Source organism: Sedimenticola selenatireducens, from assembly GCF_963675335.2.
Lineage (GTDB): Bacteria > Pseudomonadota > Gammaproteobacteria > Chromatiales > Chromatiaceae > Sedimenticola > Sedimenticola selenatireducens.
The window spans coordinates 1,001,095-1,019,750 of record NZ_CAXXYC010000004.1; the positions used below are offsets into that span (position 1 = coordinate 1,001,095).

At 58.1% G+C, this 18,656-nt stretch carries 22 protein-coding genes; 12 read left to right on the plus strand and 10 right to left on the minus strand.

Going from position 1 to position 18,656, the window contains the following annotated elements:
• Positions 1-5 precede the first annotated feature (5 nt).
• Both ACHZBF_RS15855 and pdxA read left to right on the plus strand, forming a co-directional pair.
• The gene (locus ACHZBF_RS15855) at positions 6-1,325 is read left to right on the plus strand and encodes a peptidylprolyl isomerase (RefSeq protein ID WP_321528968.1); all 1,320 of its coding nucleotides are present in this window, start codon (positions 6-8) and stop codon (positions 1,323-1,325) included.
• 20 nt (positions 1,326-1,345) lie between these two features.
• Positions 1,346-2,329: a 4-hydroxythreonine-4-phosphate dehydrogenase PdxA gene (gene pdxA / locus ACHZBF_RS15860; RefSeq protein WP_321528969.1), complete on the plus strand. Its 984-nt coding sequence runs from the start codon at positions 1,346-1,348 to the stop codon at positions 2,327-2,329.
• A gap of 272 nt (positions 2,330-2,601) precedes the next feature.
• Here the strand turns inward: pdxA and ACHZBF_RS15865 are convergent, their stop codons facing one another.
• Entirely contained in the window at positions 2,602-2,955 is a 354-nt protein-coding gene (locus tag ACHZBF_RS15865; RefSeq protein WP_273440068.1) for a TusE/DsrC/DsvC family sulfur relay protein, read from the minus strand.
• 183 nt (positions 2,956-3,138) lie between these two features.
• Here ACHZBF_RS15865 and cysB point away from each other — a divergent pair, with 183 nt between their 5' ends.
• A complete protein-coding gene (cysB, locus tag ACHZBF_RS15870) occupies positions 3,139-4,113 on the plus strand; it encodes an HTH-type transcriptional regulator CysB (RefSeq protein WP_273440071.1) in 975 nt (324 codons plus the stop codon).
• Between the two features lie 235 nt (positions 4,114-4,348).
• Complete coding sequence (locus ACHZBF_RS15875; RefSeq protein WP_029134740.1) at positions 4,349-4,732, plus strand: hypothetical protein; 384 nt, start codon at positions 4,349-4,351, stop codon at positions 4,730-4,732.
• An 89-nt stretch (positions 4,733-4,821) separates the two neighbouring features.
• Here the strand turns inward: ACHZBF_RS15875 and ACHZBF_RS15880 are convergent, their stop codons facing one another.
• The 4 genes from ACHZBF_RS15880 to ACHZBF_RS15895 all read right to left on the minus strand — a co-directional run bounded on the left by ACHZBF_RS15880 (position 4,822) and on the right by ACHZBF_RS15895 (position 7,917).
• Positions 4,822-5,937 (minus strand): DegT/DnrJ/EryC1/StrS family aminotransferase, encoded by a 1,116-nt coding sequence (locus ACHZBF_RS15880; RefSeq protein WP_321528970.1) that lies wholly within the window; start codon positions 5,935-5,937, stop codon positions 4,822-4,824.
• A gap of 107 nt (positions 5,938-6,044) precedes the next feature.
• Positions 6,045-6,992 carry a Gfo/Idh/MocA family protein gene (locus ACHZBF_RS15885; protein WP_029134738.1) on the minus strand — a complete coding sequence of 316 codons (948 nt, stop codon included), beginning with the start codon at positions 6,990-6,992 and terminating at the stop codon, positions 6,045-6,047.
• 106 nt (positions 6,993-7,098) lie between these two features.
• Positions 7,099-7,260, minus strand: coding sequence for a hypothetical protein (locus tag ACHZBF_RS15890; RefSeq protein ID WP_321528971.1), 162 nt, complete (start codon positions 7,258-7,260; stop codon positions 7,099-7,101).
• Positions 7,261-7,458: 198 nt separating this feature from the next.
• Positions 7,459-7,917, minus strand: a complete 459-nt coding sequence (locus ACHZBF_RS15895; RefSeq protein WP_321528972.1) for an ankyrin repeat domain-containing protein — start codon at positions 7,915-7,917, stop codon at positions 7,459-7,461.
• A 390-nt stretch (positions 7,918-8,307) separates the two neighbouring features.
• Between ACHZBF_RS15895 and apaG the strand changes: the two genes are divergently transcribed.
• From apaG to ACHZBF_RS15910, 3 genes are read left to right on the plus strand one after another with little or no spacing between them, the layout of a single operon-like run.
• On the plus strand, positions 8,308-8,691 hold the full coding sequence (gene apaG / locus ACHZBF_RS15900; RefSeq protein WP_029134737.1) for a Co2+/Mg2+ efflux protein ApaG: 384 nt from the start codon (positions 8,308-8,310) through the stop codon (positions 8,689-8,691).
• 23 nt (positions 8,692-8,714) lie between these two features.
• Complete coding sequence (locus ACHZBF_RS15905; protein ID WP_029134736.1) at positions 8,715-9,332, plus strand: DUF2238 domain-containing protein; 618 nt, start codon at positions 8,715-8,717, stop codon at positions 9,330-9,332.
• Positions 9,333-9,348: 16 nt separating this feature from the next.
• Positions 9,349-10,182, plus strand: a complete 834-nt coding sequence (locus tag ACHZBF_RS15910; RefSeq protein ID WP_029134735.1) for a symmetrical bis(5'-nucleosyl)-tetraphosphatase — start codon at positions 9,349-9,351, stop codon at positions 10,180-10,182.
• 75 nt (positions 10,183-10,257) lie between these two features.
• On the opposite strand, the gene folA is transcribed toward ACHZBF_RS15910, so the two are convergent.
• Positions 10,258-10,761 carry a type 3 dihydrofolate reductase gene (gene folA, locus ACHZBF_RS15915; protein WP_321528973.1) on the minus strand — a complete coding sequence of 168 codons (504 nt, stop codon included), beginning with the start codon at positions 10,759-10,761 and terminating at the stop codon, positions 10,258-10,260.
• 96 nt (positions 10,762-10,857) lie between these two features.
• Between folA and ACHZBF_RS15920 the strand changes: the two genes are divergently transcribed.
• Complete coding sequence (locus tag ACHZBF_RS15920; protein WP_029134733.1) at positions 10,858-11,868, plus strand: ornithine cyclodeaminase; 1,011 nt, start codon at positions 10,858-10,860, stop codon at positions 11,866-11,868.
• Here the strand turns inward: ACHZBF_RS15920 and ACHZBF_RS15925 are convergent.
• The 3 genes from ACHZBF_RS15925 to lgt all read right to left on the minus strand — a co-directional run bounded on the left by ACHZBF_RS15925 (position 11,772) and on the right by lgt (position 14,481).
• Complete coding sequence (locus tag ACHZBF_RS15925) at positions 11,772-12,731, minus strand: arginase (protein WP_321528974.1); 960 nt, start codon at positions 12,729-12,731, stop codon at positions 11,772-11,774. The two genes, ACHZBF_RS15920 and ACHZBF_RS15925, sit on opposite strands and share 97 nt — an antisense overlap.
• 109 nt (positions 12,732-12,840) lie before the next feature.
• Positions 12,841-13,635, minus strand: a complete 795-nt coding sequence (locus tag ACHZBF_RS15930) for a thymidylate synthase (protein ID WP_029134732.1) — start codon at positions 13,633-13,635, stop codon at positions 12,841-12,843.
• A gap of 3 nt (positions 13,636-13,638) precedes the next feature.
• Complete coding sequence (lgt, locus tag ACHZBF_RS15935; protein WP_029134731.1) at positions 13,639-14,481, minus strand: prolipoprotein diacylglyceryl transferase; 843 nt, start codon at positions 14,479-14,481, stop codon at positions 13,639-13,641.
• 70 nt (positions 14,482-14,551) lie between these two features.
• On the opposite strand from lgt, the gene ACHZBF_RS15940 reads away from it, so the two are divergent.
• Both ACHZBF_RS15940 and ACHZBF_RS15945 read left to right on the plus strand, forming a co-directional pair.
• Entirely contained in the window at positions 14,552-14,959 is a 408-nt protein-coding gene (locus ACHZBF_RS15940) for a hypothetical protein (RefSeq protein ID WP_394707584.1), read from the plus strand.
• A gap of 406 nt (positions 14,960-15,365) precedes the next feature.
• Positions 15,366-15,704: a helix-turn-helix domain-containing protein gene (locus ACHZBF_RS15945; RefSeq protein ID WP_037376017.1), complete on the plus strand. Its 339-nt coding sequence runs from the start codon at positions 15,366-15,368 to the stop codon at positions 15,702-15,704.
• Positions 15,705-15,760: 56 nt separating this feature from the next.
• Here ACHZBF_RS15945 and ACHZBF_RS15950 read toward each other — a convergent pair whose 3' ends face one another.
• Entirely contained in the window at positions 15,761-16,957 is a 1,197-nt protein-coding gene (locus ACHZBF_RS15950; RefSeq protein WP_321528975.1) for a class I SAM-dependent rRNA methyltransferase, read from the minus strand.
• A 122-nt stretch (positions 16,958-17,079) separates the two neighbouring features.
• On the opposite strand from ACHZBF_RS15950, the gene ACHZBF_RS15955 reads away from it, so the two are divergent.
• Together ACHZBF_RS15955 and ACHZBF_RS15960 are read left to right on the plus strand one after the other, a co-directional pair.
• Positions 17,080-17,625: a PadR family transcriptional regulator gene (locus tag ACHZBF_RS15955; protein WP_273440088.1), complete on the plus strand. Its 546-nt coding sequence runs from the start codon at positions 17,080-17,082 to the stop codon at positions 17,623-17,625.
• A complete protein-coding gene (locus ACHZBF_RS15960; protein ID WP_321528976.1) occupies positions 17,622-18,644 on the plus strand; it encodes an efflux RND transporter periplasmic adaptor subunit in 1,023 nt (340 codons plus the stop codon). The genes ACHZBF_RS15955 and ACHZBF_RS15960 overlap by 4 nt, the downstream gene beginning before the upstream one ends.
• The last annotated feature ends 12 nt before the right edge of the window (positions 18,645-18,656 follow it).

Below are 18,656 nucleotides of genomic sequence, written 5' to 3' on the forward strand. Positions count from 1 at the left end.
CATTAATGACCACTAGAAAGACCCTGTTAAAAGAGCTGGGGCTTCTGCTCCTGAGCCTGATCATATTCCTGGGATGGCCTACCATTGTCCGCAGCCAACAGGTCGAGCCGGTTGATGAAATCATTGCCGTGGTCAACGACGACATCATAGTTCGCAGTGAACTGGACAACGAAATAATAAAAATTGTCACGCAACTGCGGCAGCAGGGCCAACGCCTCCCACCCCAGGCGATTATTGAAAAACAGGTATTGGACCGACTGATACTGAAAAAGCTGCAGCTGGAGGCAGCAGCGCGGGCAGGTATCAAAGTCAGCGAAGATATCGTGGCCCAGGCCATCAACAACATCGCCCAGAACAACAATCTGAATCTGTCCGAATTCCGCCGCGCACTGGAAGATGAGGGTATCAGTTTCAGCGGCTTCCGCCGGAATATCCAGGAAGAGATTACCCTGAAGCAACTGCTGGACCAGGAAGTACGTCGACGCATCCGGGTCACTGATCAGGAGGTAGAAACCTATCTCGCACGTCAGGCCAGCAATCTGGGGGAGCGCTCGGCTTATCATCTGCAGCACATCCTGATCGCCACCCCTGAAGCCGCCTCACCGGAACAGATGGAGAGCGCGCGTCAGCAGGCCGAGTCGATCGTGCGTTCCCTGCGTGGTGGCGCCGACTTTGCCGATCTTGCCATCACTGAATCCGATGGACGACAGGCGCTTGAAGGGGGCGATCTGGGTTGGCGTCCGGCCAATCAGCTGCCCACCATTTTCGTCGACCTGGTGATCAATATGCAACGCGGGGAGATCAGTGACCCGATACGCACCGCCAGCGGCTATCACATCATCAAACTGAACGACTATAAAGGAGGCGATCGCAAGATCGTCACCCAGAGCCATGTCCGGCATATCCTGATTAGTACCAACGAGGTAACCTCCAATAACGACGCCCGCACGCGACTGGAACAGCTGCGCCTGCGTATTCTGGGCGGAGATGACTTCAGCGCCCTGGCCCGCTCCCACTCCGACGACAAATCCTCCGCTATCAAGGGGGGGGATCTGGGCTGGACCACCCCCGGCGTACTGTTGCCCCGGTTTGAAGAGGAGATTGCCAAACTTGCCCCTGGGGAGTTGACCGAGCCGTTCCGTACCGAATATGGCTGGCACCTGGCCCAACTGCTGGAGCGCCGCGATCATGACAGCACCAGCGAGGTTCAGAAAGCCGAAGCCAGGAAGGCTATCAGCGACCGCAAGACCGCCGAAGAGAGTGAACTCTACCTGCGCCGCCTCAGGGACGAAGCCTTTATTGACATCCGTATCAGCGATTCCTGAGGAGAACGGTTAAATTGAGCATGCCACGCCCGCTCGCATTCACCCCGGGCGAACCCGCTGGAATAGGCCCCGACCTTTGCGTGCAATTGGCGCAAGACAGGCGCGACTATCCGCTGGTGGCCATCTGCTCACCGCAACTGCTGACTGATCGTGCCGCACAACTGTCTCTCCCGCTCAGGATTAATCCTTATAGATCCGGGCTGTCGGCAACGCGGGAAGCCGGCAGTATCAGCGTTCTTCCGGTAGAACTCATCGAGCCAGCCCAACCCGGCGTGCTGAATCCGGCCAACGCCCGCTACGTGCTGGAGACCCTGACCCAGGCAACCCGGGGCTGCATGGACGACAGTTTCAGCGCACTGGTAACCGGTCCCATCCACAAGGGCGTAATCAACGACTCGGGTATTGCCTTCTCAGGCCATACCGAATTTCTGGCGCAGCTGACCAACGCTTTCCCGGTGATGATGCTGGCCTGTCCAGGTCTGCGAGTGGCACTGGCCACCACCCATCTGCCGCTGAAGGATGTCAGCTCCGCTATTACCCGGGCATCGCTGGCCCAGGTGATCAGAATCCTGCACCAGGACCTGACCCGCCGCTTCGCCATAGCCAACCCCAGAATACTGGTCTGTGGACTCAATCCACACGCGGGTGAGGGAGGACATCTTGGCATGGAGGAGATCAACACCATCAGCCCGGTCCTGGAGCAGTTCCGCCAAGAGGGGATGCGGCTGGAAGGACCACTGCCTGCGGACACGCTCTTCACAACCCACTATCTGAAACAGGCGGATGCGGTCCTGGCCATGTATCACGATCAGGGATTACCGGTACTGAAGCACCTGGGATTTGGTAACGCTGTCAACATCACCCTCGGCCTGCCGATCATCCGCACCTCGGTTGATCATGGGACTGCCCTGGATCTCGCCGGCACCGGCACGGCCGACATCGGCAGTCTGCAGGCGGCTATCAAGGCCGCCCACCAGCTGACCCTGGCCGCCACAAGCAGGTAAGTAAAGAAGCAAACGGGTAGACCCTCAGCCTGCCAGCCACAACAATTAACCGCCGGAGGTACTTGACCCGCTCGCGCCTGCCCGCGCCGCCGGCGGACCGCATTCGCAGCGGGGCGCCGCCCCTACCCAGATAAACCCCAAAACACACTTACAAAAAAACGCCCGGACTAGCCGGGCAAAGGGAGGTATAACACGGTAAAAGGGTAGCCCCTTAAAACTGACATTGCCTTCCGGCAGACTGTCTGGCCCGAAGCCGGACAGAAGATCCTGAATTAGCTCAAGTAGGCCCTGGCCTCTTCGCCCGGATTGGGCAAGCCGGCGATCCGCCAGACCTGGAGACACCCTCCAAACAGGCTTTTGACCTCTGTCCTTGAAAGCTCACTACTACGGCATATACGGCGCATGGGAGGGATGGCGCCAAGGCGCAGGTAGCGATCACGTACAAATCGGATCACGCGCCAGTGGGCTGCCTGCAAGGGAGCTACCCCTTCCAATTCGGCCAACCGTTCCGCCAACTGATCATCCCAGGACTCCGCATCACACAGGAAACCATCCTCATCAAAACCGAGGGTGGCCAATACGGAACCATTTCTTGCAGATTCACTTACTCGCTGTAATGCGCCCATTGATAAAGCTTCCTACAATGTTAATAGTTTCTGCACCCATGCGGAGACGGCTTCAACCGCCCCTGGATGTGCTTGCATAAAACTATAGCGCGGCGAGACAATACATCAAAATAACTTTTCCGTCTATAGAAATAGTTGATTGTTATAACGGTAATACGAATCATTCTATATATTAGGCCCATTATGAAACTACAACAGCTCCGCTTTCTGCTGGCAGTGGCGCAGAATGACTTGAACATTACTGCGGCGGCCGAGCGGCTATTCACCTCCCAACCGGGGATCAGCAAGCAGATACGCCTGCTGGAAGAGGAGTTGGGTGTGACCATTTTTGAGCGTACCGGCCGTCAACTGACCGGGATAACCGATGCCGGCAAGGCTATTATCAGCCGTGCTGAAGCGGTATTAAGGGAAGTTGACTCAATCCGTGATGTCGCCAGTGAATTCAGTGATCCTCGTGCCGGCAGCCTCTCCATCGCCACCACCCACACCCAGGCCCGCTATGTGCTGCCCCCGGTGATCAAGGCGTTTCGCGCACGCTATCCGCAAGTCGACCTGCAGATGCACCAGGGCAACCCGGAGCAGATTTCCGAAATGGCCGCTGGCGGTGGCGTCGATTTCGCTATCGCCACGGAGGCGACAGTGGACTTCGGCAATCTCATCATGATGCCTTGCTATCACTGGAATCGCACCATCATCACCCCTTGCGACCACCCGCTAAGAGATGTCGACCCACTGACACTGGAGGCGGTGGCGGAATACCCGATCGTCACCTATGTATTCGGTTTTACCGGACGCTCCCAGCTTGACAAGGCCTTCCGTCGGCATGACCTGGAGCCGAACGTGGTGTTCACCGCGACGGACGCCGATGTCATCAAGACCTATGTCAGGCTGGGCATCGGTATTGGTATCCTGGCGAAGATGGCCTATAGCCCCGAGCAGGACAAGGATCTCTGTTCCCTCGATGCCACCCACCTGTTCCCCCCAAGCACCACAAGACTCGGCTTCAGGCCCGGTCTGTTCCTGCGGGCATATCATTACGATTTCATCGAGCTGTTTGCCTCCCACCTGACCCGGGAACTGGTGGACAATGCCGTCGAGGCGGCTTCCGAACAGGAGCGAAACGCACTCTTCACCGACCTCGTTCTTCAAGAGTATTAACCTGTTTCGCAAACCCGGTTGCAGGGCTCGAAAAAGGCTCTCCCCGGTCGAAAAAACAGCCCTCAAAAACGCCATGAACTTCGCAGCGGAAACTATTGTCGAATTCCTGTTTTTAAAATAATATCAGGCCGTCTCCGGTCCGCCAGCCCCCTGCCGAACCGGGAAGTCATCGTCGGTAATCGGGCGGTTCCATTCCGGCTCCGCCTGGGAAAAGTTTGCATAAAGCGGGGAAGAAATGAGCAAAACGAATTATTGGCACGGCTATCTTGAAGCTGGTACGAAAAGCTCACCGGTACTGCGCGACCCGAGCATGGAAACAGGCAATACGAACACCGTTTATCTCTACTCATTGAACCGCAACAAGATCCTCGAATTTCAGGCGGGTATTGTTGAGCAGAAGCTGCGGGAGCTTGGCAAGGATGAATCCGAATTGATCAGTTCGCTCAATGCGGGCTACAAAAAGGCCAAAAAAGAGTTTACGCCGCGCGCCTCGATGCGTCTGAAGCAAGTGGAACTGACACCCCAGTCCACGGCACCGGCAAAGCCGGATCTGGATGAGATTGACGATTCCGACCTGGATGATGACCTGGATATCGATATGGACATGGATGACGATTAAGCCAGCCGCCGACGCGGTTTGACCCGCACCGGCAGACAATCGACCCAACCAGGTCCAGACGCCGGCCGCCCGATGCGGCCGGCACTGTTTCAGATTTCCTCGATCCGCTCACAGACGGCATCAACCTGGGCTTCTGTCATCGCCGGGAATATCGGTAGCGACAGAGTCTCCCCACAGACACGATCCACCACCGGCAGGTCCCCCGGCCGATAGCCCAGATCCGCGTAGATCTGCTGCAGATGCAGCCCCAGTGGATAGCACTGGCTGTTGCCGATCTTGTGCTCGTTCAAGTGAGCCCGCAACACGTCGCGGCGGGGATGCCTGATAGTATAGAGATTGAAGGCATGGCGACCCTGGGCGGGGCGCACCGGCGTGACCAGATCCAGCTTTGAGAGGCGCACATCATACCAGTCGGCCACCCGGGCACGAGCGGCGATATCCTGCTCCAGTTTATCCAGCTTTATACGCAACAGGGCAGCCTGAACCTCATCCAGGCGGCTGTTGTAACCCAGTTCATCGTGGGTAAAGGGGGCGGTTGCGCCATGATTTCGCAACTTCAGCAGACGCTCCCTGAACGTTGCATCACTGGTGCTGATCAGCCCCCCATCGCCATAGCAGCCCAACACCTTGGTGGGATAGAAACTGAAACAGCCACTGTCCCCCAGACTGCCCACGACAGTCTCGCCACAGCGCGCACCAAACGCCTGGGCACCGTCCTCAATGACTTTCAACCCATGCTGCTGTGCCAACTGATTCAACGCCCCCATATCCGCCGGATTACCGAAAATATGTACCGGCAATATCGCTTTGGTTTTCGCGTTGATCCTGGCGGCCACACTGTTGGGGTCGAGATTGAAGCTCGACTCATCGATATCAGCAAAAACCGGGGTCGCCCCGACAATCGAGATGGCCTCGGCTGTGGCAAAAAATGTAAACGGTGAGGTAATCACCTCATCACCCGGGCCAATGTCCAGGGCGCGCAACGAGAGTACCAGCGCATCGGTACCGTTGGCCACCGCCACGGCAAACTCACTGCCGATATAGGCCGCGGCCTCCTGCTCAAAGGCACGCACATTGGGACCAAGGATAAAGGCCCCTCCGGCCCCGATTGCCTCAATGCGGCTGAACCACTCCTCCCGCAACGACTGGAACTCCTGTTGCAGACTGAGATAGGGCACACCCTGGGACGCTGTTTGCTGTGTCATTGTATATTCCAATAGTTCTGTAATAAGGGTGATTTCTGTCCAGTTGCACCCGCCTTGACGGGGTATCGATTGACTCCCTGGAGAGAAAATAATCGGTATTAGAGGGCTTAGGCGCCGAGGCGTCCCATAATTTCACTCTTGACCCGCATGGCCACATCCAGCGCCTCAAGTCCGACATGTCCATCCACCAGAGGAGGATTACCAGAGATGGCGCTCTCCGCAAAGGCCGCCAGTTCAGCGTCCAGCGGCTTGACCGGCTCGATGTCCAGACGCTCCATTACCACTTCCGGCCAGGCCTCACCGGGTCGCGGCTTGGGATAGGCGGTCTCGATGCGCTGGTCGATAAAATCGAGTGATTCATAGCGGTTTTCCTCAAACACCCGGATACGGCGCATGCGCTTTTCCGAGACGCGACTGGCGATCACGTTGGCAACGGTACCATTGGCGAATTCAAGACGGGCATTGGCGATATCCACATGGGCGGTCAACACAGGCGTACCCACCGCAGAAATAGCGGTAATCTCCGATTTCACCAGCGAGAGAATGATATCGATATCGTGAATCATCAGATCAGACACCACATCCACATCGGTGGCGCGCTCCACAAAACCGCCCATCCGGTGGGCTTCGATAAAGCGGGGCCGGTTGATGCGTTCCGCCAGCGCCATAACGCCGGCATTAAAACGTTCCAGATGGCCTATCTGAAGGATGACACCGGCGGCCTCGGCCAACCGGACTATCTCAGCCCCGTCCTCGACCGTGGAGGCGATTGGCTTTTCCAGCAGCATGTGCACGCCCGCTTGCAGGAACGGCCGCGCCTCATCAAGATGGGCCGTGGTGGGCACCACAATACTCACCGCATCGACCTTCCCCAGCAGATCGCTACTACGCTCAAAGGCACTGCAAGCACACTCCCCGGCCACCCGTGCGGCGGTCTCCGGATTGGTATCGACCACACCGACCAGCTCCACGTTATCCATTCGGGAATAGATCAGGGCGTGAAAACGCCCCAAATAGCCGACACCAACGACACCCACACGTAATTTATTACTCATTGATCACCCAGATTCAATTCAGAACAGTTCCGGCATGAGGCCGCAAACCTGAAACCCGGCTGATTCTAAACCATCTGATCAATCAGTGGCATCTTTAGGGCGGAAATCAGCTCTGCTGATCGCTGAGGGAGTGACCCGGATCAACTGGTTCCGAACGATCAAGCAGATGGAAAGGGACCGAAAGTGTCGCCAGCAGAGCCGCGCCTACCAGGCAATACAGAATAAAAAGAATATCCGGCTTACGCCGGTGGTGCTGGACTCTGAACATGCGACACCTCCTCGATGCATCGCAGTAATAGACTTTCAGGGAGTAGAAACGCTGGGGCCGACAGCATTCTGCCCCAATTCCAACCTGGCTGAAATTGACGCTCTTCACACCAGCCGGTCAGCGTCTCCGCCGGTTATTGAAAACGGGAACAGCCGCACAGTTGCGCTAAACCTGGAGCACGCAGGAGTGCCGACAAGCTCAAGTCCCACCCTCTTCCGTAGCCCCCGCTTCCTCGAGTATTTTGATCACCTTGGAATGTTTGCCCAGATTAGCCCGCTTCAGCGCTCCGATCCCCGCCTTGTTGCGCAGATTGACATCGGCGCCCGCATGAATGAGCGCTTCCACTACTGTCGCATGACCAAATGCCGACGCATCCATCAACGCGCTGTTGCCTGCGCCATCCACGGCGTTGACATCGGCACCAGCAGCCAGCAACGCCTTCACGGTGCGGGCATTGCCATTAAACGCGGCCAATACCAATGCGGGTCGTCCAGCGCCATTCTTGGCATTGGCATCCGCACCCTGAGCCAACAACGCCATCATCTGCTGCTCCTGACCCAGGCCGGCAGCCGCAAGCAGCAGTTGATTGGCATCGGCCGCCGCCCAGGCCGACATGTTCAGCAGCCATAACAGCATGAATAAAGATCGCTTGTTCATCCTCGGTATCCTATAGTCCACGCTCACCTGAGAGAATCCCTGATAATTTATTGAGCGACCGGACAACGATTATCTGAAGCTGCCACAATTATTGCTATGTCCCAGTTACCTGTTGCATGAGCAGTGGCCTTCTTGTAGAAGCGGATTTATCCGCGAAATTGACGGCTGAAGCCACTCCTACCGCTACGCTTGATCGCCGGAGAGGGGTTTGACCTGTAGGAGGCCCGCCCCGGGCCGAATTCGCGGCGAGGCGCCGCTCCTACCGGGCAAATCGTCAAGCCAAGCGAAAACACCACCCACACATAATTGGGACAGAGCCATAATTATCCCACGGGATCCGCTTTTCGGATAAACTCTTGCCATGCCCAGAATCGAGTCACACGCCAATCCATGAGTAAATCGCCGCAAAACAGAATAGAAGTGGATGTTCGCACCGCCTATGTCGAGGGCCAGTCCAACCCGGCGGAGGATCACTATGTGTTCGCCTACACCATCACTATCCGTAACACCGGAGAGTCCGCGGCCCGACTGATCAGTCGCCATTGGCTCATCACCGATGCCGACGGCGGGGTACAGGAGGTGTTTGGTGAAGGCGTGGTGGGACAGCAGCCTTTTCTGCGCCCGGGAGAGGATTTCAGTTACACCAGCGGCACCACACTTCCTACGCCGGTGGGCACCATGCAGGGCAGTTACCAGATGCAGACCGAATCCGGTGAACAATTCGACGCCATCATCGCCCCCTTTTCTCTGGCCCTGCCCCATATACTGCACTAGCGTTTCGAACCGGGTTTGTCCGCATGCACCGAGCCGCCATTAATGAACCGACCGTGCTGCTGGTCCTGGTCACCCTGTCCCTCCTGTTCAGTGCGATCGATCCGGTAGCCGACAGACTCACCTGGTTCCTGGAGACCGCGCCAGTAATGCTGGGACTGCTAGTGGTGATACGAACACGTCTGGCGTTTCCGCTGACACCGCTGCTCTACCGGCTGCTGACGTTACACGCGATCATTCTGATCATCGGCGGCTATTACACTTATGCCGAGGTCCCCCTGTTTAACTGGTTACGTGATAGCCTGGAGCTGTCACGCAACCACTATGATCGTATTGGTCACCTGGCCCAGGGTTTTATCCCGGCCATACTGGCGCGGGAGATACTGCTGAGACGCTCTCCACTGGTCCGTGATGGCTGGCTGCTGCTGACGGTGACCAGCATCTGCCTTGCTTTCTCCGCCTTTTATGAAATGATCGAGTGGTGGACCGCACTGGTCAGCGAGGAGGCCTCATCGGCCTTTCTCGGCACCCAGGGTGACGTCTGGGATACCCAATGGGATATGTTCCTGGCGCTTATCGGCGCGCTGCTCTCCCAACTGCTGTTGGGTCGTCTGCACGACCGCCAACTACAACTCATCCAATAGACAATAGGTTCTAAATATGGCGCTGTATGCCATCGGTGATGTTCAAGGCTGCTACAGGGAACTGATGCAGCTGCTGAAACAGATCAAATACAACCCCGACCGGGACATGCTCTGGTTCGCCGGAGATCTGGTCAATCGGGGTCCCGATTCACTGAAAACCCTGCGCTTCGTGAAAAACCTGGGGGATGGCGCCAGGGTAGTGCTGGGTAATCATGACCTGCATCTGCTGGCGATGTCGCAGGGCAACTTGAAGCATGCGGAAAAGGATCACACGCTGCGCGAGGTGCTGAAGGCAAAAGACCGGGACGACCTGCTGGAGTGGCTGCGCCAGCGCCCCCTGATGCATCACTGTTCCGAACGGAACTACAGCCTGATTCACGCCGGCCTGCCTCCCCAGTGGGACCTGGCAACCGCCTTGCAGTGCGCCGCCGAGGTCGAGGCGGTACTGCAGAGTGACGGACTCAGGGAGTTCTGTCTGCAGATGTACGGCAATGAGCCCGGCCGCTGGTCGAACGAGTTGCAGGGGATGGAACGCCACCGCTTCATTATCAACTGCTTTACCCGCCTGCGCTTCTGTGACAGCCAGGGCAACCTGGCGCTGAAGGAGAAACGGGCGCCGGGCCATCAGCCGTCCGATTTCTATCCCTGGTTTGCCGTGCCCGGCCGCGCCAGCCGTGACCAGCGCATCCTGTTCGGCCACTGGTCGACGCTGGGTTACCATGTCAGTCACAACAGTTGGTGCCTGGATACCGGTTGCCTGTGGGGTGGAAAACTGACGGCACTGCAGATCCGCCGGGAAAAGCCACCGCGACCGGTACAGGTTTCCTGCGGAGGCTACAAAAAACCTTGACGACCCCTGAAAGGTGGAACGGCAAGAGAGTTCCGCTCACCCGGCGGATCTGGCGCCGAGCCAGTTACAGCTGCATCAGCGAGGCATTCGCTCAAGCGTGAGAAAGGTATAGGCAAACGGGTTGTGCTCATCGGCACCGTGCTCCTCCCGCGCCAGTTCATGCCAGGCCTCCGTCTCATAGGCGGGAAACCAGGCGTCACCCGCCACCCGGGCGTGCACCAGGGTCAGATAGAGGCGATCCGCCCTCGGCAACAGTTGACGGTACAGGTTCGCCCCGCCAACAACCATGATCTCGTCCACCTCGCCGGCCGCCGCCAGCGCCTGCTCGATCGAGTGCACCAGCAGACACCCCTCGGCCCGATAGGCCGGGTTGGATGAAATCACGATATGGGTGCGACCGGGCAGCAGGCCAGGCAGCGATTCCCAGGTTTTCCGCCCCATCACGATCGGCTTGCCCAGGGTCAGGCGCTTGAAGTGTTGCAGGTCGGCAGGCAGGCGCCAGGGCAGGCGATTATCGCAACCGATAACCCGGTTTTCGTCCATCGCGGCAATGAGTGAAAGGATCGGCTGTTTGTGCATGCCGGGGAGCATATCACGTCCATGGTCTAAGCTTTACTCTAAACGGCAGTAGCACGCCGTTCGTACAATAACAGCAGATAACATGGGACTGACGGCATGCGGCTTATCACCATCAGCCACCTGAGGCAGATTATCCGGCGCACCGGGATGGATGATTTTCTCCGGCAGAGTCTGTCAGCCCTTGAAGCCGCCTTTAGCCGCTGGCACGAGTTCCGTAAATCCCCCCGGCACGCCACCCACTACCCGCACGGGGTGATCGAGCTGATGCCGTGTGCGGATGATGACTACTACAGCTTCAAGTATGTCAACGGACACCCGAAAAATACCGCCGAGGGGCGCCTCAGCATTGTTGCCCTGGGCATGCTGGCAGACGCGCGGAACGGCTACCCCCTGATGCTCAGCGAGATGACCCTGCTGACTGCTATCCGCACCGCGGCCACGACCGCACTCGGGGCAAAATACCTGGCCCGCCCGGAGAGCCGTCACCTGGCCATGATCGGTACCGGCGCCCAGGCGGAATTCCAGCTGCTGGCCACCCGCCAGGTGCTGCCAATAGAACAGGTTTCATACTTTGACACCGATCCCCGGGCCATGCAGAAATTCGCCCGCAACATGGCCGGGGGCACCGGCCTGATTCCCTGCCGGTCTATCGACCAGGCCATAGTCGACGCCGACATGATCATAACCGCCACTGCCGCCCGACTGCATAACCAGCTGCTCGGGCCTGGCATGATCCGGCCCGGCAGCCATATACACGCCATGGGGGGAGACTGCCCCGGCAAGACCGAACTGGACCCGGCGCTGTTGCAGCAGTGCAAGATCGTGGTGGAGTATCTGCCACAAAGCCTGGCGGAGGGTGAAATTCAGCTCTCGCAGGAGACGCCGATACACGCCGAACTCTGGGAGCTGGTCAACGGCAGCAAGCCGGGGCGCGAGGAACCGCTGGAAGTGACCCTGTTTGACTCGGTCGGCTTCGCCCTGGAGGATTACGCCGTGCTACGGCTGGTCTATCAACTGGCCTGTGACCTGGACATCGGTGACGACGTGGAACTGACGCCTTCACCGGCCGACCCGAAGGATCTGTACAGCACCCTGCTCTCGCCATAGAGCGCGGCGATCAATGTACCGATCAGCTGTACTGTCTTCTCTTCACGCTCATGGCGCGGACAAAACTCGGCAATCTCCATCCCCACCAGCCGGGGGATTCCGGCAATGGCGGTCAATGCCTCGACCAGCTCGGCACCGGCAATGCCGCCCGGTTCCGGCACACCGACTGCCGGGGCATCCCGGGGATCAACGGCATCCAGATCGATGCTGATACCGAGAACATCCGACTGACGTGACAATTGGGCCACGGCCTCAATGAGGCATAGCCGGAGTGCCCCCGGCTCCTGCAACTCAGCCATGGGAATCACCCGCACGCCAAGCCGGCCCAGCAGACGTTGCTCAGCCGGTTCGAAGCTGCGCACCCCGACCAGCAGCAGATTTTCCGGTGCCAGATGGCGCGTACCGCCATAGATCCGGGTCAACAGCCGATCCCCCTGACCCAGCAGGCCGGCGACCGGCATGCCATGGACATTACCCGATGGCGTGGTCAGAAAGGTGTGGGCATCCATGTGCGCATCGATCCAGATCAGCCCCAGCCGTCCCTCTTCGGGCAAGGCCCCCATTGTTCCTTGCCACACGCCCATGGCGGTTGCGTGATCACCCCCGAGAAACAGGAAAGGTTGCCCCTGTTGCACAAAGGCCGAGGCAAAGCGGGCTGTTTGTCGGCAGAGAGCGGCCACCGCATCCAGTTTACCGGCCCGCTCATGCGCCTCCAGCAGCGCATGCCAGACCAGCTGCAACCCCTGGGTATTGCAATAACGTTTCAGACCAAGTGAATTCCGCAACACCATGGGCCCGCGCCAGCACCCGGCATGCTGGCCTGCCTGACCCGAGGCCACACCGACCGTCGCTATGCTGCGCATCTGCCACCTCCCGGAATCAATGCTTCAAGAGATTAGAGGCACACTATCCAGTATAGGTTTCCTAAATCGATAAAAACGCCTGCCACACCGGGGCCGAGCCGGCGCCGGATCAGACCGCTACCGGCGCCTTGATATGGGGATGACACTGGTACTGCTGCAGGGAGAAATCATCATAGACAAAATCAAACAGCGAGCCGACGTCCGGATTCAGGTGCATGTCAGGCAGCGGGAATGGGCTCCGGGACAACTGGGTCTTCACCTGATCCAGGTGATTGGCATAGAGGTGGGCGTCGCCGAAAGTGTGAATGAACTCACCCGGCTGCAGTCCGGTCACCTGGGCAATCATCAGGGTCAAAAGCGCATAGGAGGCGATATTGAACGGGACACCCAGAAAAATATCGGCACTTCGCTGATACAGCTGGCACGACAGCCGGCCCTCCGCCACGTAGAACTGGAACAGGCAGTGGCAGGGCGGCAACGCCATCCGCTCCACCTGCGCCGGGTTCCAGGCACTTACCAGCAAGCGCCGGGAATCAGGCGTGTTACGTATCTGCCCCACCAACTGGGCGATCTGGTCGATACTACCGCCACCGGGGGTTGGCCAGGAGCGCCACTGGGCCCCGTATACCGGCCCCAGATCACCGTTTTCATCCGCCCACTCATCCCAGATGCTGACCCCGTTCTCCTTCAGGTAGCGGATATTGGTCTCGCCCTTCAGAAACCAGAGCAACTCATGGATTATCGAACGCAGGTGGACCTTTTTGGTGGTAACCAGGGGGAAGCCTTGCGACAGATCAAAGCGCATCTGATAGCCAAACACACTGAGGGTGCCGGTTCCGGTGCGGTCCTCCTTGCGGGTACCGTTCTCCAGGACATGACGCATGAGATCAAGATATTGACGCATAATTCAATCCGTTATGGTTCTGTTGCGAAAAGCCAGCCAGATCATGGCGCCACCGGCCAGCAGCATCGGGAAGGTCAGAAGCTGTCCCATGGTCACCCAGTCAAAAGCCAGATAACCGATATGGGCATCCGGCATGCGCACAAACTCGATGCCAAAGCGGAACACCCCGTAACAGACCAGAAACAGACCGGAGACCGCCATGGCCGGTCGGGGACGTGCCGAGAACAGCCACAGGATAACAAACATCACCACCCCTTCCAGCAAGGCCTCATAGAGCTGGTTGGGATGCAGGGGCGGGGTCATAAGCGTCCCCGGGGGCAACTGCAGTTTATCCACGCAGAGCGCCACAAAACGTTCACAGGAGACCTGCATGGCCCAGGGCACGGAAGCGGGCGCCCCCCACAACTCACCATTGATAAAGTTGCCGATGCGTCCCGCACCCAGGCCGATTGGAATCAACGGCGCAATAAAGTCGGTACACTGAAAAAAGCCCTTGCCGTGACGACGCCCGAACAGCCACATGGCCACCAGCACCCCGAGCAGACCGCCATGAAACGACATGCCGCCCTGCCAGATCCGCAACAGGGAGAACGGATCCCGCAACAACTCATCGAATCCGTAAAACAGGGTGTAGCCAAGGCGGCCGCCGAGCACCACGCCCAGGGCGATATAGAACAGCAGGTCATCCACCTGTTCCACCCGCCAACCGGAACCCGGACGGGCGGCGCGCCAGCGGCCCAGCCACCAGCCCGCGGCGAACCCCACCAGATACATGACACCGTACCAGTGCACCGCAACAGGCCCGAGCGAGAATAGAACCGGATCAATATTTGGGTATGTCAACATAGGGCGCTATCTTATGGTCAGGGTAAAAATAAATCACCCCAATATTGCAACCGAGGCGGGCTATGGTTGTATGTCAATCAAACGCAGTAGGACCGGCATGTTCACGGAGCGTTCAAAAATGCGTCATATCCTTATCTCTTTGTTGTTGGGACTGTTGCCAAGCCTGCTGTCCGCCGGCGGTGTTGAGATTATCGACGCCAACGCTACCGCCAGCGGCCATGGCCGCTACCATATTCAGGTTACCCTGCGCCATACCGATAGCGGCTGGGAACATTATGCCAACGCCTGGCGGGTACTGGCACCCGACGGAAGCATCCTGGGTGAAAGGAGACTCCTCCATCCCCACGTGGACGAACAACCCTTCACCCGTGGACTCACCATCACCATCCCGGATGAGATAACCGAGGTAGAGATAGAGGCACAGGACTCCCGCCACGGAACCGGCAAACAGCGTTTTAGAATTCGACTGCATCGGTGATGGGAAAAACGATCCAGATCAAAGCACACAGAAAATAGTGAAATAAATGCGTATTAAAGTGCCATTTTGGGATGCAAAACCGGGACAGCTTTAGGAAAAAGGGTTATGCTTACACCGAGGATGATTATTCTTGTAAGATGATAATTTCCTTAGTGTTAGTAATTGTGTTCACTGGTATCACAGCGAGTGCTAAAGCTACACATGAAAGAAACTGGGGCTCCTGAATACTCAGGGTTGTTCTGAATAGCCAAGGCAATCCTGTAGTAAAAATGTGGCGGCTGGTCATGCCCCGAAAACCCGGCATGACAAAGATGTGACAGGGGACTGAAAAAAAGACCCAAGAACAGCAATCGGCCACCCGATTGGGAGCTATACTCAAAATTGGACTAACGACAGGTTGAAGAAAATGACTAATGAGAATCCCCAAAACCCCGGGAATCTGGGTCAACGGATGCGCTTCAGACGCCAGGAAAAAGGCTGGACACAAGAGCAACTTGCGGTGAGAGCCGGCACAAATCAGGCGGTCATTCAGAAAATCGAAAATGGAAAAAGCCTGCGTCCACGTAAAATAGACCAGATTGCCGCTGTACTGGATGTCAACCCCGCCTGGTTGATGTTTGGTGATGAGTTGGCTGCATCCCTTCCACCTGATGCGATGGCGGTAGCGGAAGCATGGCACGCCATGCCCGAACCCCACAAATCGAGAATCCAGCGCGAGATCATGGATCACGCCTCGAAAGGGTAATCGATAAGCCCATCCTCGCGCCAGGTAAGGCAAAAGGATGGGCCATTCCAGCTTCCCTAAAAGCTGGGCAAGACCCGCAGATAAAAGGTCTTGAGGTAGGCTGTTTCCGGGATAGCCGGATGAACCGGATGATCCGGTGCCTGGAAGCCCCGCTCAAGCAACTGCAGCGAACGGTCGGTATGACGTGCCGCCTGCTGGATTTCGTGCAGCAGAGCCTCCTCGCCCATGTGATGGGAACAGGACGATGAGACCAGAATACCATCCTTGCTCAGCACCTGAAGCGCCAACTGATTCAGCCGCCTATAGGCCAACACGCCCTCCTTGGTATCCTTCTTACGCTTGATAAAGGCTGGCGGATCAACAAGCACTACATCAAACCGCTCATGGGCCTGGCGTAACTCCCGCAGGGCATCAAAGGCATCCCCCTGAAGCCCGGCCACCCGTTCCGCCACACCGTTCTCCTGCGCATTGCGATCCACGGCATCCAGGGCACTGCCCGAGGCATCGACACAGATCACCTCTGATGCCCCTTTCACCGCCGCCTGCACACCCCAGGCGCCGATATAGCTGCAGACATCCAGCACCCGCCTGTCCTTGATATAAGGGATCATGCGACCCCGATTGACCGCCTGATCAAAAAACCATCCGGTCTTCTGACCCTCCTGGGAAGGCACCATGAAACGGACGCCATGCTCTTCGACCGCCAGCACCTCTGGCCAGCCGCCCAGGGCATCCTCCACATAGAGTTCCAGCCCCTCCAACTCCCGCGCCGGTGAGTCGTTGCGAAACAGCACGCCGACGGGACGCAGCACCTTGACCACCGCCGCCAGAATCTCCGCCTTCAGCCGCTCCATGCCGGCGGTGGTGATCTGAATCACCAGATGATCACCGAACCGGTCGATGACCAGCCCCGGCAGACCATCGCTTTCGCCAAACAGCAGCCGATAGTAGGGTTTGACATAGAGCCGCTCGCGCAGGCCCAGGGCCACTTTCAAGCGATGCACGATCAACGAGCCGCTGAGCGGATGCTGGCGATCACGGCTGACCAGCCTTGCACAGATCAGGGAGTGTGGATTGACATAACCGGTACCCAGCAGCTTCTCCCGGTCGCTGAAGATCTCCACCGGCTGTCCCGGCTCCAGGCTTTTCAGCGGCGTAATCGAGCTATCGATCTCATTGCTGTAGATCCAGCAGTGGCCTGCGCGCAGGCGCCGGTCCTCGTTTTTTTTCAATCGCAGCGGGGCAAAATTCATGGCCTGAAATCCTGGTGTCATCGGAAGGTGAAAACGCGCACGCAAGATTAACAGATTTGACAAGCAGACGCCCGGTTAATTATATTGCCCCGACATATAACGGTCCGATATATTTTTTTCACATGAATACCAGCCATCTCTGCCTCGGCATATTGAGCCTCGGTGACGCCAGCGGTTATGAAATCAAGAAGGCGATAGAGCAGACTTTCAGTCATTTCCAGGCCACCAGCTACGGATCCATCTATCCAACCCTGGCGAAATTGACCGAACAGGGGCTGGTCAGTTTTCATGAAGAGGTCCAGGAGAAACGGCCGACCAAGAAGGTGTTCACTCTCACCAAGACAGGTCGAGCGCATTTTTTCCAGGCCTTGATGACGGCCGAACCGGCCGAACAGTACCGCAGTGATTTTCTGTTTCTGATGATGTTCGCCCATCTGTTGCCGACCGAACAGATCGCGGCGCTACTGGATAAACAGACCACCCACCTGCAGTCTGAACTGACCATACTGGAGAAAATCAGCAATGAGTGCCAGACCCTCACACCGGGCATGCGCTTCACCCTGGAGTACGGAATTGCCGCCAACCGGGCACTGCTCCGGTTGATGCAGAATCGCAGCGCATCGCTGCTCAAGGAGATCGACGCGGCGAGGAGCCCGAAACAATCATGATCAGTAACCACACTGCCAGGTGCCTGCTCTGGGGCATGCTGTGCCTTATTACCCTGCCCGGCATTGCCCAGGAGCGACCCATCCAGGTCACCACCGCCCAACTGGGTGACGTGGCCGTTTATCAGGAGTACTCGGCACCCGCCACCACGCTTAGCCTGAATGAGAGCCGAATCAGCGCCGAGACAACCGGGGTTATTCTGAGAATCCCGGTGCAAGTGGGTGACCGGGTGGAGCGGGATGCCCTGTTGACCGCGCTGGATTGTCGTGACAATCAGCTCAAACTGCGAAAGGCCGAAGCGGGACTGGCCGGTATCGAGGCCCGGGTCACGCTGGCAAAACGCCAGATCAAGCGTACCCAGTCGTTACGCAAGACCAGCAGCGTTTCCGAAGAGCGACTCAATCAGCAGGAGGCCGACCTGCAAATCGCCGATGCGGATCGCCAGGCACAACTGACCGCCATTGCCGAAGCCCGATTGAACCAACAGCGCTGCGAGATCAAGGCACCCTTTGCCGGCGTGGTCAGGGAGCGGCTGGCCGGCGAGGGTGAGTGGGTCAATCCGGGGCAGCCACTGATCCACCTGATCGACCTGGAGCGACTGGAGATCTCCGCCCAGGTCTCCGTGGATCGGGTCGCATCACTCCAGGAGGCCGGTAAAATCCTGTTGGAGACCAATCAGGGCGTCTATCCTGTCAGGTTGCGCCAGGTCGTCCCGGTGGTCGAATCACTCGGGCGTAACCGGGAGGTCCGCCTGCAGTTCAGCGACGGGCGTGCACTGCCCGGCAGTAGCGGGCGTCTGCTCTGGCAATCACAACAGACCTATGTACCGGCTGATCTGCCGGTCAGACGGGGTGACACCCTGGGCCTGTTTACCGTTGATCAGGGCAAGGCCCGCTTCGTACCGTTAAGTCAGGCATTGGAGGGACACCCGACACAGGTGGACCTGCCGGCCGACACCCTGCTGGTCATTGAGGGGCGCCAGGCGCTGTCGGATGGCGCCGCCATCGAGTTGGCCAACTAGGGGCTGTCGACA